Origin of the sequence: Microbispora rosea, assembly GCF_044460045.1 — a bacterium.
Lineage (GTDB): Bacteria > Actinomycetota > Actinomycetes > Streptosporangiales > Streptosporangiaceae > Microbispora > Microbispora rosea.
Map to the genome: position 1 here is coordinate 40,144 of NZ_JBITJO010000019.1, position 12,665 is coordinate 52,808.

The 12,665-nt window shown below is 69.3% G+C and carries 11 protein-coding genes; 5 read left to right on the forward strand and 6 right to left on the reverse strand.

What is annotated here, in order from left to right; translation table 11 throughout:
- Positions 1 to 219: 219 nt before the first annotated feature.
- Together ACIBK1_RS39985 and ACIBK1_RS39990 are read right to left on the reverse strand one after the other, a co-directional pair.
- The gene (locus ACIBK1_RS39985; protein WP_156081239.1) at positions 220 to 546 is read right to left on the reverse strand and encodes a hypothetical protein; all 327 of its coding nucleotides are present in this window, start codon (positions 544 to 546) and stop codon (positions 220 to 222) included.
- Positions 547 to 828: 282 nt separating this feature from the next.
- On the reverse strand, positions 829 to 951 hold the full coding sequence (locus ACIBK1_RS39990) for a hypothetical protein (protein WP_231514178.1): 123 nt from the start codon (positions 949 to 951) through the stop codon (positions 829 to 831).
- Between the two features lie 34 nt (positions 952 to 985).
- Between ACIBK1_RS39990 and ACIBK1_RS39995 the strand changes: the two genes are divergently transcribed.
- Complete coding sequence (locus tag ACIBK1_RS39995; RefSeq protein ID WP_396740839.1) at positions 986 to 1,663, forward strand: glycosyltransferase; 678 nt, start codon at positions 986 to 988, stop codon at positions 1,661 to 1,663.
- Between the two features lie 199 nt (positions 1,664 to 1,862).
- Here the strand turns inward: ACIBK1_RS39995 and ACIBK1_RS40000 are convergent, their stop codons facing one another.
- Positions 1,863 to 4,634, reverse strand: a complete 2,772-nt coding sequence (locus ACIBK1_RS40000) for a SpoIIE family protein phosphatase (protein WP_396740841.1) — start codon at positions 4,632 to 4,634, stop codon at positions 1,863 to 1,865.
- 1,051 nt (positions 4,635 to 5,685) lie between these two features.
- Positions 5,686 to 6,411 (reverse strand): VOC family protein, encoded by a 726-nt coding sequence (locus tag ACIBK1_RS40005; RefSeq protein WP_396740843.1) that lies wholly within the window; start codon positions 6,409 to 6,411, stop codon positions 5,686 to 5,688.
- 246 nt (positions 6,412 to 6,657) lie between these two features.
- On the opposite strand from ACIBK1_RS40005, the gene ACIBK1_RS40010 reads away from it, so the two are divergent.
- Both ACIBK1_RS40010 and ACIBK1_RS40015 read left to right on the forward strand, forming a co-directional pair.
- Positions 6,658 to 7,005 (forward strand): hypothetical protein, encoded by a 348-nt coding sequence (locus tag ACIBK1_RS40010; RefSeq protein WP_396740845.1) that lies wholly within the window; start codon positions 6,658 to 6,660, stop codon positions 7,003 to 7,005.
- A gap of 2 nt (positions 7,006 to 7,007) precedes the next feature.
- Positions 7,008 to 7,856 carry an AAA family ATPase gene (locus ACIBK1_RS40015; RefSeq protein WP_396740847.1) on the forward strand — a complete coding sequence of 283 codons (849 nt, stop codon included), beginning with the start codon at positions 7,008 to 7,010 and terminating at the stop codon, positions 7,854 to 7,856.
- Here the strand turns inward: ACIBK1_RS40015 and ACIBK1_RS40020 are convergent.
- The gene (locus ACIBK1_RS40020) at positions 7,843 to 8,094 is read right to left on the reverse strand and encodes a hypothetical protein (protein ID WP_076440278.1); all 252 of its coding nucleotides are present in this window, start codon (positions 8,092 to 8,094) and stop codon (positions 7,843 to 7,845) included. The two genes, ACIBK1_RS40015 and ACIBK1_RS40020, sit on opposite strands and share 14 nt — an antisense overlap.
- 614 nt (positions 8,095 to 8,708) lie before the next feature.
- The gene (locus ACIBK1_RS40025; RefSeq protein WP_396740849.1) at positions 8,709 to 9,206 is read right to left on the reverse strand and encodes a DUF6461 domain-containing protein; all 498 of its coding nucleotides are present in this window, start codon (positions 9,204 to 9,206) and stop codon (positions 8,709 to 8,711) included.
- A gap of 32 nt (positions 9,207 to 9,238) precedes the next feature.
- Between ACIBK1_RS40025 and ACIBK1_RS40030 the strand changes: the two genes are divergently transcribed.
- Both ACIBK1_RS40030 and ACIBK1_RS40035 read left to right on the forward strand, forming a co-directional pair.
- Entirely contained in the window at positions 9,239 to 12,037 is a 2,799-nt protein-coding gene (locus ACIBK1_RS40030; RefSeq protein ID WP_030512552.1) for an AfsR/SARP family transcriptional regulator, read from the forward strand.
- Between the two features lie 174 nt (positions 12,038 to 12,211).
- Positions 12,212 to 12,625, forward strand: coding sequence for a hypothetical protein (locus ACIBK1_RS40035; protein ID WP_030512551.1), 414 nt, complete (start codon positions 12,212 to 12,214; stop codon positions 12,623 to 12,625).
- The last annotated feature ends 40 nt before the right edge of the window (positions 12,626 to 12,665 follow it).

Here is a 12,665-nt window from a genome sequence, read left to right on the forward strand (position 1 = left end):
CTTGACCACTGGGATGTCGTTGTCGTGCCAGTAGACGCATGGACGTATTCGGCCAGTGCAGGACGGCGGATCAGTCAGACGAGCGGGTGACTGTGCTCGGACGTCCCTGTTGCCGTAGGAGGAGTACGTCTTGTCGGCGTCCACCGCGCCCGGTCGGTCCAACAGGTCCGCCGGGTCCTGGACGAGGCCCCGCAGTTTCGCGTCCACGTGGTGCCGTGCTCAGTACGAGGTGTCCCAAGCGGCAGGGCACTGCCCTTCGCCGTTGGGCGGAGTGACAGCCAGCCCGGCTTGCCGGCGGAGTTCCTGCGCCAGTTCGGCGACATCATCGCAGTCGATGGTCTGGCATAGGCCGCGGTTGTAATCCACGTTCGTCAGGCGACGCGTGTGGCACACAGGCGTCCCGCCGAGCTTCGCCAGATGCTCCAGCCCGGAAACGCCTCCCGCAAGCCACTGACAGTCAGGACAGTCCACCGGCCAGAAGGTCATGCGGACGCTCAGGGCGGACGGCCTGATCCACGCCGAGCCCGGCATGGGCAGCTTCGTCACGGCCTTGGAAGAGCGCGACGAGCTCGAGTGGCCAGGCACCGGAGGCGCGCGAACTGACGGCAACCGTTGACGGCAACGTCGTCAGACACGGCCGGACACGGCTGGACTCCCCTGGGCACGTGGCCCCAGATCAGAGGCCATGTGCCCAGGGCGTCGATCAGCTTTTAATCCGTCGGTTCAGGGTTCGAGTCCCTGGCGCCCCACCCTCGATGAGCTGGGCAGACTCCCGAATCGTGATCGTTCGGAAGCCCGCCCGGTTGCATTTCTGGTTGCAGTTGGTTGCTAGTCCCATAGCGCGCGGCCCATCCGCGCCATGGCGTCGCCGGCCAGGTTCTCCGTGACGTGGGTGTAACGCTTCGTCGTGGTGAGCTGGGAGTGCCCGAGGATCACCTGAACGACCCGCATATCTATCCCCTGCTCCAGGAGCAGCGTCGCCGCCGTGTGCCGGGCATCGTGGACCTGGCAGCACATCGAGTACGTGATCGGGTTCAACCTGGACCGGCGCGCCTTCGAGCTGCTTGACTGCACGGCGACCGTCCCGGGCGCGATCGGGGCGTTCCGACGTTCGGCGCTGGTGGCACTGGGCGGGGTGAGTACGGACACGCTCGCCGAGGACACCGACCTGACGATGGCGCTGTGCCGGGCCGGCTGGCGAGTGGTGTACGAGGAGAAGGCGCTGGCCTGGGCCGAGGCTCCGACGACGCTCGGCCAGCTGTGGAAGCAGCGCTACCGCTGGTGCTACGGCACCCTGCAGGCCATGTGGAAGCACCGGCGTTCGCTGCTGGAAGGGGCGTCCTTCGGCCGCCGCTGCCTGGGTTACCTGACCCTGTTCCAGGTGGTGCTGCCGCTGCTCGCGCCTGTGGTGGACCTCATGGCGTTCTACAGCACGGTGGTGGGCGATCCGCTGCCGGTCGTCGCGGTGTGGGCCGGATTCGTCGCCGTGCAGGCGGTGACCGGCTGGTACGCGCTGCGCCCCGACGGCGAGCGGGCCTCGGCGCTGTGGGTGCTGCCGCTGCAGCAGTTCGTCTACCGCCAGTTGATGTACCTCGTGGTGATCCAGTCGGTGGCCACGGCCATCCTCGGTGTACGACTGCGCTGGCACACGATCAACCGGTAGGGCACCTTCAGCGCGCCGGACACGTTGGGCGGCGAACTCGCCGGGCCGGTCGGCCGGTGAGCAAGGGCGGCCGGCCCGTTCACGGGCAGGCGTTTTGCCTATCCGGAGATCTGCAGTTCTGGCACTGGACAGGCGAGCGACGCGGATCCAGTCGAACCTCACCTTCCGCCGCGCTCGTGGCGCACGTCAAAAGACAAGGTCAGAGGGTGGGGTCGTCGAACTGGGCGAGGAGGGTGTCGGCAGGTGTGTCGTCCATGGTGGCGGCAGCGGCGCCGTCGTGGAGGGGTTGTTCGGCCCAGATGACTTTGCCGCGGGGGTTGTAGCGGGTGCCCCAGCGTTGGGCGAACTGGGCGACCAGGAACAGGCCGCGGCCGCCTTCGTCGGTGGTGGCCGCTCGGCGTAGATGTGGCGAGGTGCTGCTGCCATCGGACACCTCGCAGGTCAAACTGCGGCTGTGCAGCAGCCGTACTGTGATCGGTGGCGTCCCGTATTTGATCGCGTTGGTGATCAGCTCGCTGAGGATCAGTTCCGTGGTGTACCCGATGTCCTCCAATCCCCACGCCTGCAATTGCGCCCCGCACTCGGTACGCACCGAGGCCACCGCCGCCGGGTCTGGTAGCACATCCCAGTGCGCCACCTTTGATGGCGAAAGCTTCCGGGTACGCGCCACCAGCAGCGCGATGTCGTCGGAGGGGTGTGGCGGCAGTGTCGTGTCGATCACCGCCTGACACGTCTCCTCCGGGGTGCGCCCCGCGGCCCCCTCCAACGCCCCTTGCAGCTCATCCAGCCCGGCCTGGAGGTCCCGGTGCCGGTCCTCGATCAGTCCGTCGGTGTACAGCACCAGTTGGGAGCCCTCGGGCAGGCGCAGCTCGGTGGTTTCGAAGGGGTGGCCGCCCAAGCCGAGCGGAGGGGAGACCGGCACGTCCGGATATGTGACGGTGCCATCTGGATGGACCACCGCGGGGCCCACATGGCCGGCCCGGGCCATCGTGCACGCCCCGGTCACCGGATCGTAGATGGCGTACAGGCAGGTCGCCCCGGTCACCGCCTCGCACTCGTGGGTCTCCGGGCCGTCACGGGTGCTCTCCTCGTTGTCGATGCGGGTGACCAGGTCGTCCAGGTGGGCCAGAAGCTCGTCCGGCGGCAGGTCGAGAACGGAGAAGTTGAGGACCGCGGTGCGCAGCCGGCCCATGGTGGCGGCGGCGTGGAGGCCGTGGCCGACCACGTCGCCCACAACGAGGGCGACGCGGGCGCCGGGTAGCGGGATGACGTCGAACCAGTCCCCGCCCACCCCGGCCTCCGCCGGGAGGTACCGCCAGGCCACGTCCAGCGCGTCCTGCTCTGGCAACCCCCGGGGTAGCAGGCTGCGCTGCAGCGTCACCGCCATGGTGTGCTCCCGGGTGAACCGGCGGGCGTTGTCGATGCACACCGCAGCACGGCCGACCAGTTCCTCTGCCAGGGCCAGGTCATCCTCCTCGAACGCGCCCATGCGCCGGGAACGGTAGAAGCTCGCCACGCCGAGCGTGACGTCCCGGGCCCGCATCGGCACCACCATGAGCGAGTGAATGCCCTGTTCACGCACTCTCCGGCCGCGTTCCGGGTCCTGCGGCGTCCACCAGAACGTGGTATCCAGCTCAACTTCGAGCACCGACCGCCCGTCAGCCAGGCAACGGCCCTGCGGCGTGGTCGGCGGCGGGTGGGTGAGCGCGCCGACGTCTTCCAGGTCGAAGTTCCGCAGGGTGGTGGCGAGGGCGATGCGGCGCAGCCCGGCGTCGAGCACGCCGGGCTCGTCGCCACGTAGCACGGGGTCGGGCAGGTCGACGGCGACGAAGTCGGCGAAGCGGGGCACGGCGACCTCGGCCAGTTCCTGAGCCGTCCGCGTGACCTCCAGGCTGGTACCGACGCGGGAGCCGGCCTCCCAGATCAGGCTGAGCCGTTCGCGCGCCTTGACGGCGAGCCGCCCGACACCGGGCTCGCCCACGGCGAGCAACCACCGATCGGCCGCGGTGTCGGAAACAGGGGCGCCCGGGAGAGGAGCAGCTGTCAGAGGAGATTCCGGGACGCGCGGGGCCGAAACAGTGGATGCCGGACCAGCGGCGAGGGCGGGTTCGGCGGTGGGGGGCTGGTGGACGGGCACAGGTGTGGCCGCTCGGGCGAGTGGTCCTCGGCGCGTCGTCGATGCGTCACCGTGATCCCCACGGGAGCCGGAGGTCACGTGCCAGAATGAGCCGTCGGTCAAGATGGCCTCCACGGCGATGCCGCGCGTTCCGTCGGGATTCTCGATCACGCGGCTGACCAGGGTGGCGGTGCGGCCCCCCGACAACGGCACCACCGCGACGACCGCCTGGCCGGCGGAGATCAGCTCCGTGGCCTTCTCCAGCAGGCGTAGCCGGTCGTGCGAAAGGATCGGGCCGGCCCGGTCGATCGGCTGGGCGGTGACGGCGCCCACTTCGCCGCCCCGGCGCCGGGCCTCCAGGAACGCGCGCAGCATCGCCTGCTCCCGCTGCGAGATCTGTTCGAGCAGGCATTCCTCAATGCGGTCGGTCGCGTTCACGGCGACGCCGAGCATCGCCGGGTCGGCGAACTTGTCCAGGCACGCCAGGTTGAGCACGCCCTCGACGCGGCCACTGATCGGGTCGCGAATGGGCGAGCCCGCGCACACCAGCCCGCTCATGGAGTCCGGGTAGTGTTCCCGCCCCCAGACGAGGACGGGACGCCGTTCGGCCAGTGCGGTGCCCAGGCCGTTCGTGCCGATGGCCTGCTCGGAGAATTCGAAGCCGGGTAGCACCTGGTTGTCGTCGAGCCCCCGCAGGAGCGCCGGCTCGCCGACCCGGCGCTGCAGCACCCGGGCGTGCTCGTCACCGAGGACCACGGCCACCTTGATGCCGGAAAGGCGGGCTTCGAGCTCGTCGAGCACGGGCGTGGCCGCCTGCGCGAGCCTACTGTGCAGGTCGACGTCGGAGTCGTACACGGGGGGCATATGGTATGACACGACACCCAAGTGCCGGCTGCGCTCCCATGAGGTCAGCACCCAGGGCCGAACGTCGCTCTCGACGGGTTCGCCGGCGCAGAAACGTTCGTGGGCCCGCTCGAGAAGGGTGAGGTCCTCGCGGTCGGCGACATCCATGACCAGCTTCATCCTCCCCCGTCTCTCTCTAGTACAACTCTGCCCGACCCGGGCATACCTTTCGTTCAGATTTGTCTAATGTTCTGCGGGTTCATGGGAGAGTTTGACCAGAATCAGGAAAATGTCGTCTGCCTTTTACGCTCCACTCAGCGCCGTCGGTTGCGCGTAAGACGGGGTCCGGGGGTGGGCGGTATCGTCCCGATGCGGCAGCTCGCCCGGGACGGGTGAGGCGCCCTAAAGCCGATCGAGGAGGGAAAGACCGTGAGTCACAACGGCCACTGTAGCGGGGTGCGCCTGGGACAATTACGCCTCCGTCGCGGGGCGCTCCGGCTCCGGGTTATCACCAAGGGGCTGCGCATCGTGGCCCTGAGCCGCTCGTGGACCGGGCGTGCGGCTTGGGCCGGCCCTGACCGCCGGCAGATTCCGGCCGCCGGCTATGCGCTCTGATCCACCGATATCAGAACGCGACCTCGATCAGGCATCCGATAGCCATCAGCGACGCGGTGACCAGCAGTAATACATTAAGGAAACGTGCGAGTATGTGGCGGACTCCCGTCTGGGCCTGCCGCAAACACCACACCAAGACGGCAACGCCGGCCTGACAGATGACAACCACTGCGAACCCCCATACCGGGATCGGCCAGCCAGGCGGCACAGCAGCCAAGAGAGCCTCCCAGACAAAGCGAGGTGGAGCGCCGAGGAACACCGCTATTACGAACCACCCCTGCCATACAGCCACCCACGTGAAGACGGCTAGAGCAAAGTAGCCCAGCAAACAGCAAATCCAGAGCGTTGATCGCTGAGTCGGCATGCCAAAAGCCTGACCCTCTACGATCTCTGGATGGTCACTCGAAGATCACAATGACCTGCCTCCGGCGGCATCGGCGGGTTTCCGTCAGCCTTGATAAAGGTCGATGCGGTTTCCGCTCGGATCTGCCACGCATGAGGAACGCGGCTTCCACAACTTATCCGCCGGTGGGGAGACCTCGATGGCCCCGGCATCAACGGCACGGCGGTGCGCGGCGTCCACGTCATCGACGAGCAGACCGAATCGGGACACTCCGGCTGGGCCATCGTGCTTGCCATGCTCGTTGAGCTCATGTGCGACAGTCAGGAGAAAGAAGTCCTCACTCGGCCAGACACCGAACTGGAACGATGAGATCTCCTCGTTGAACACCGCGTCGAACGCCGCCCGATAGAACGTGATGGACTCGGCGAGGTCTGCGACGTTGATGGTCACCTGGACGATGCGAGGGGTCTTCAAGTCGGGCATAGCCACTCCATGTTCGATGTAGTGATCCACAACGTGGACCATGCGGGAAAGAGCCTCGACACGATTCACCAGCCGCTCTCGGTGCGAATGCAGCAGGGTGCGCAGTGCCTCATCGTCTGGGTCGTCCATCACGAGGCGAACGGCGTCGATTGGCATATCGACGCGCCGCAGCGCACAGATGAGGCGAGCTTGCCGGACCTGCTCGGGGCGGTAGCGACGATAACCAGTGACCGGATCGACGACCGCCGGCCGAAGCAGGGCGAGTTCGTCGTAGTGCCTCAAGGCATGGATCGACAGGCCGCTGACCAAGGCGAAAACACCGATGCTCAAAAGATCGTCGCCGCTCACCCAGACAGCATCCGGTCTCGGCCTACCCGAGAGTCAAGCGGGCACGGCCCAACGCGGCCGTGCCGTCAGGGGCGGTCGACCACGGTCAGTCACGGTCGCCGGCGGACCGCAGGCCGGGGTCGCGGCATCGGCTATGACGACCTGCGGCAGGTCACCAGCTACAGGTCCTGCGATCCGGACAAGCGGCTGTGCAACCCTGATAGCAACTGCCGGCCGAAGCCCACCTCGTCGGAGGCCACACCTGTCATGACCAGCCCCGGGCAGGAGCGCGCGTTCCTGCGCCGCCTCCGGGAAGAGGGCGCGCAGCAGCTCGGCGTCGCCCGGTTCGGCAGGCATGACCGCATCGTCGGAAAGGCCGCCACGGCGGGTGACGGCCGGTTCCGGGTCCGCACCGCCGAACACCACGGCTGGGCCCACGGCGATGCGGGGACAGGCAACCGGGACGCGGCCGCGATCACCGGGGTGTCCACGCCCGTCCTGATCGCGTCCGTCGAGTGGGACGAACTCCCGGCCACGATCTGCGCCGAGCTCCTCAGCTACGCGCCCGACCGGCCGTGCTCACGCGCGCTCCTGGCACGGGCCTCGCGGAGCTGACCGTGCTGATCACCCGCCTGAGCGTGCCGCCGCCTCAGCCGAGGCGGTGGCCATTCACCATTCCCGCCGTCCAGCACCTCAGCGCAGGGCTCGACATCACCGCCCCCGTGACGTTCCTCGTCGGGGAGAACGGCTCAGGGAAGTCCACGCTCGTCGAGGCCGTCGCCGACGTGTGCGGCATCAACGCCGAAGGAGGCAAGGCCGGCACCCGGTACGCCTCCACCGGGGAGGCGACGCCGCTCGGCCAGGTGCTGCGCGCCGAGTTAACCACCTCGGGGCTGCGCCTGATCCGCGGCCCGCGTACCAAGCGGCGGGCGTTCTTCTTCCGCGCCGAGACGTTGTTCAACCTCGGGCAGAACGTGTCCGGCCTGCACGGGTTCTGGGAGGAGGACCTGACCGAGCAGTCGCACGGCGAGGGGTTCTTCACCGTGCTGGACCGCATGGTCGCCGGACCCGGCCTGTACCTGATGGATGAGCCGGAGGCAGCCCTGTCGTTCACCTCCTGCCTGCGCCTGGTCGCGTTGATGGACCGCGTTGCCCGCGAGGGCGGGCAAATCATCTGCGCCACGCATTCGCCGGTCCTGGCCAGTCTCCCGGGGGCACAGATCCTCGAGTTGGACGACGATGGGATCCACCGTGTCGCGTGGAGGGAGCTCCACCTGGTCGACCATTGGCGGCGGTTCTTGGAGTCGCCCGACGCTTATCTGCGGCATGTGGTCGATCGCCGTGCGGCGCGCCGCCGTAGCGGGGACGAGCCGGAGCGGTTTCAGCGAAGGATCTCCGGCTCTTCGGCGTGTGGCCCGGAAGACGAGGGGCGATCAGGGCCTACGCGACGACTCAGAAACTGCTGATCCGTGTCGTCGCGTAGGGAGCGAAGCGGGCTGCCACCACGTGCTTGAAGTTGACCACGTAGGTGAATGTGCCCGGCTCGCCTTCATGGGAGATCTGGAGCGACACCACGGTGCCCTGCTCCATCCAGCTGACGAGTTTCTCGACGGCGGGCATCGTGCCGTGTACGCGGAGGATCAGTTCCTTTTCCTTGCCAACGCTCAGCACGTAGAGCAGCCCGGTGGGAGCGTCCATGGTCATACTCTGCTCCTCATCGTAAGGATGGAACCGGGTCCACGTGGGTATCCCCGCAAAGCCCGCCGCGTAGCATCCGGGCCGCCGTCGAGTATCAGGTGGGCGTGCTCGTGCGGGGTCATGGCCTGTGCGTACTCGGCGTCGGCCGGCATCCACTCCTTCTCCCATATATCCCGTGCGCTCTCGCCATCGCGCTCGATGCCGCGTACCAGCCGCACCTCATAGGGAGCCTCCACCCATACGCGCAGATCGTATGCACCGCATAGCTCTTCACGGGTGACTTGACGCTGAATCCGGGGCCAGTCAAAAAATGCCGCGACCGTCCCGAACCAGGGATGATCGGGTTGGCATTCAGGAGAGGAAGATGGCCGATAAAAGTCGTCGATGTGGACCAAGCCGGCCTGAGGGAGGCGGGCGGCCTTAGCACGGGCCAGCGTGCTCTTTCCTGATCCTCCCCATCCACACCTATCAAGACAAGGCGCCTGTCGGCCTTCAGGTTGACGAGATCGTCCAGCAGGACATCGAGCGGAACGATCGTCGAACCAGTCACTTGGCCTCATCCAGGATGTACCGCGTATGAGCTGTGCCGTGATCAAGCCGTGGAAAAGGGCCGAAGCGGCTCAGTAATCGAGAACGCCGTGGGCAGCCACGACGTCGCTTGAAGCGTTCGGCCGCACCTCGGTGATGCGCTCGGCCAGCAGCAGCGCAGCGGCGAGCCCGCCCTCCGACTTGTCGCCGACCAGCCCGAGCTCGACCCGGTCGGCCAGGTAGTCCTCCGGAAGGCCTTCCTCGTCGCCGGGAAACAGCGGATCGAAGGACAGAACGCTGCGGCCGTCAACGTAATGCTCGAAGGACGCGACCTTGTTCACGTTGACGAAGACACTCGCCGTGGCCGTCCCGGCCGACAGTGGTCGCAGCACCTCGTCCAGCGTGCCGGCGAAGCCGTTTAATCCGCGCCCGGGATGGTGGTCCGCATCGGGCCGTACGGGCCACGTGAAGGCGCCCGGGGACAAGAGGTTCGCACGGCGCCGGGCACCGCCTTGATCATATGTCGGCGGGCACGAATAGACTGTGGGCCGCCACCGTCGCGGAACGCCGATGACCCGCCGCCGCCCCACGGGAGCGGCCGTCAGCGGGCGGGGAGGTCAGCATGGATTTCCGGCTCCTCGGCCCCGTCGAGGTATGGGACGTCGACGGACAGGTGGCACTCGGGCGGCGGGCGGAGCGGTGCCTGCTCGGGCTGCTGCTGCTCGACACCGGGCGGGTCATCCCCGTCGGGCGGTTACTGGACCTCCTGTGGGAGGGCGAGCCGCCGGACAACGCGCGCGGCGTACTGCAGAGCCACGTCGCGCGACTGCGCGGCACACTGGACCCGGACCGCACCGGCGGACGCGGGTTCCGGCTGCTCCGCCGAGGCGACGGCTACCTGGCCGAGACCGACCCCGGCGCGGTGGACGTCCATCGGTTCCGGGAGGGCGTCGGACGGGGGCAACGGACGTCCGACCCCGAGGAGCGGGCCCGGCTGCTCCGGGAGGCTCTGTCCTACTGGCGCGGTCCGCTGCTCGCCGACGTGGCGAACGAGCGGATGCGTGATCGGGTCGGCGTCGGGCTCGAGGAGCTGCGGCTGTCCGCGCTGGAATCCTGCCTGGAGGCCGAGCTGGACTGCGGCCGGCACCGGGAGCTGCTGCCCGAGCTCGCCGACCTGGTGCTGCGGCACCCCGACAGGGAGAGGCCGATCCGGGCCTACATGGTGGCGCTCTACCGCGACGGCCGTCCGCCCGAGGCGCTGGCGGTGTACCGCAGGGCGCGTGCCCACTTCAGCCGCGAGCTGGGCCTGGAACCCACCGCGGAGCTGCGCCGGCTCCACCAGATGATCCTCGCCGGAGACGCCTCGCTGCATGCCCGGACGCCGGACCCGGCCCGTACGGCCGTGGCGCGGCCCCGCCCTCCGGTGCCGGCGCAGCTCCCGCCGGACCTCCCCCACTTCGTCGGGCGGACGGCCGAGGTCGCCCGGCTCGACGCCGTCCTCGCCGGGGCCGCGTCGATGACCGTCTGCTGCCTGTCGGGGACCGCCGGGGTGGGCAAGACGACGCTGGCCGTCCACTGGGCCCACCGAGTGTGGGACCGGTTCCCGGACGGGCAGCTCTATGTGAACCTGCGCGGCTTCGATCCGGACGCCGCGCCGGTGGATCCGTTCGACGCGCTGCGCCGCTTCCTGGGCGCGTTGAACACCCCGCCCGAGCGGATCCCCCAGGACTCGGACGCGCTGGTCGGGCTGTACCGCAGTCTTCTGGCCGGACGGCGCGTGCTCGTGGTGCTCGACAACGCGCGCGACGCCGAGCAGGTCCGTCCCCTGCTGCCCGGCGGGGCGAGGTGCCTGGTCCTGGTGACCAGCCGCGATCCCCTCACCGGGCTGGTCGCGGCGGAGGGCGCGCAGCCGCTCACGATCGGCCTGCTGTCGCCCGGGGAGGCCCGGGAGATGCTGGCCGCCCGCCTCGGCGCGCCGCGGCTCGCGGCCGAGGGCGAGGCGGCCGACGATCTGGTCGCGCTGTGCGCGCGCCTGCCCCTCGCCCTCGCCGTCCTGGCGGCACGCGCGGCCACCGAGCCGGACCTGCCGCTGGCGGACCTGGTGGCGCGGGTACGCGGCGCGGGCGCCGAGCTCGACCCGTTCGGCGGCGAGGACCGGGCGACGGACGTGCGCGGGGTGTTCTCCTGGTCGTACCGCACGCTCGGCGCGCCGGCCGCGCGCCTGTTCCGCCTGCTGGCGCTGCACCCGGGGCCGGACGTCTCCACGCGGGCCGCCGCCGCCCTGGCCGGGCTTCCGCACGGGCGGGCGGGCGACCTGCTCACGGAACTGGCCCGCGCCCATCTGGTCACCGAGAACCTCCCCGGGCGGTTCGCCCTGCACGACCTGCTGCGCGCCTACGCCAGGGAGCTCGCCGACCGGGACAGCGCCGACGAGGGCCGTGCCGCGCCGCTGCGGCTGCTCGACCACTACCTGCACACCGCGCACGTGGCCGCGATGGTCATCAATCCGCGCCCGGACCCACTCGGTCTCGCGCCCCCCGCCCCGGGGGCGGCCCCCCAGGAGCACCCGGACTACGACCACGCCATGACCTGGTTCGCCGAGGAACGTCCGGTGTTGCAGGCGATGGTCCCGTGGTCGGTGGCGAAGGGCTTCCCGGCGCACGCCTGGCGGCTCGCCTGGACCATGGTCGACTTTCTCGACCGGCGCGGCTTCTGGGACGAGTGGGCCAAGGCCGAGACCGTCGCGCTCGACGCGGCCCGCCGGACCGGGGACCTCGCCGGTCAGGCCCTGTGCCACCGCGACCTCGCCTCCGCGTACACGCAGATGCAGATGTTCGAGGCGGCGGAGGCGAACCTGCGCGCCGCGCTCGCGCTGTTCACCGACCTCCAGGACGTGCGCGGCCAGGCGGGCTGCTACAACAACCTCGGCTGGCTCTACGGGGTCCAGGACCGTTACCAGGAGGCGCTGGAGAACGCCGAACAGGCGCTGCACCTGGTCAGGCTGATCGACGACACGGTGGAGGAGGCCCGGGCGCTCAATTCGGTCGGTCAGAGCCACGCCCTGCTCGACCATCCCGAGCACGCCATCCTCTACTGCAGGGAGGCGCTGACGCTGTTCGAGCGTGCCGGCGACCTGCACGGGCAGGCCGCCGCTCTCGACGGGCTCGGGCTGGGGTATCAGAAGCTGGCCGACCACGCTGAGGCGGCCTCGTGCTACGAACGCGCGGTTGGCCTGTTCAGGAAGGCCGGCGAACGCTACTTCGAGGCGGACACGCTGTCGAAGCTCGGCGACGTGCTGCGCGCGGCCGGCGACGACCGGGGCGCCCGTCTGATCTGGCGTCAGGCCCTCGACATCCTCAGCGAGCTGGAACACCCGGACCGGGCACTGCTCCAGGAAAGGCTCGCCGGCCCGGGCGTGTGACGCGGCGGTTCGGGCGACCGGCCCCGGGAGCACCCCGGGCCCCGCCGCTTGACATGCCCTTGACGCGACCGCCCGCGACGACCCCTCGTCCCGCCCCCACGCCGCCGCGAGTGGCAAGCCTGTGTCAAGCCGCCCTGGCGATGCTCTCCGGGACACGAAAGAAACGGAGACATCATGAAGACCACCCGAATGCTCGCCGCTGCGGCGACCACGGCCGCCCTGAGCCTCAGCGTCCTCACCGCCTCGCCCGCCGAGGCCGGCGTCACCCGCAGCTTCAGCGAGTCGGCCTCCGATGGCAGCGCCAGCTGGGGCACGGTCACCTTCAGCAACTACTCGTGGAGCGTGGACGCGTACATCTACCGCGACTCGGGCGCCACGATCACGCTGGAGGTTTGCGGCCATCAGACCCTGAACAACGGCAGCTGGGGCCTGCTGACCTGCAAGTCGGCCAGCAACGGCGGCTCGATCGGCTCGACCCGGCACGTCACCCTCAGCGGATCCGCGGACTGGGCCAAGGTCGGCATGGTGACCACCTATCTCTACGTCAACGGCGTGTACGCCGACGGGGACTGGAACTACGCGTTCTGACCTGGCCGGACGAACGGCGACCCGGGCCGTTCCCAGCGGC

Coding starts and splice junctions, on each gene's coding strand:
- ACIBK1_RS39990 (WP_231514178.1), bottom strand. CDS start 951: ATGCGGGTCGTTCAGGTGATCCTCGGGCACTCCCAGCTCACCACGACG.
- ACIBK1_RS40010 (WP_396740845.1), top strand. CDS start 6,658: ATGACCAGCCCCGGGCAGGAGCGCGCGTTCCTGCGCCGCCTCCGGGAA.
- ACIBK1_RS40020 (WP_076440278.1), bottom strand. CDS start 8,094: ATGACCATGGACGCTCCCACCGGGCTGCTCTACGTGCTGAGCGTTGGC.
- ACIBK1_RS40030 (WP_030512552.1), top strand. CDS start 9,239: ATGGATTTCCGGCTCCTCGGCCCCGTCGAGGTATGGGACGTCGACGGA.
- ACIBK1_RS40035 (WP_030512551.1), top strand. CDS start 12,212: ATGAAGACCACCCGAATGCTCGCCGCTGCGGCGACCACGGCCGCCCTG.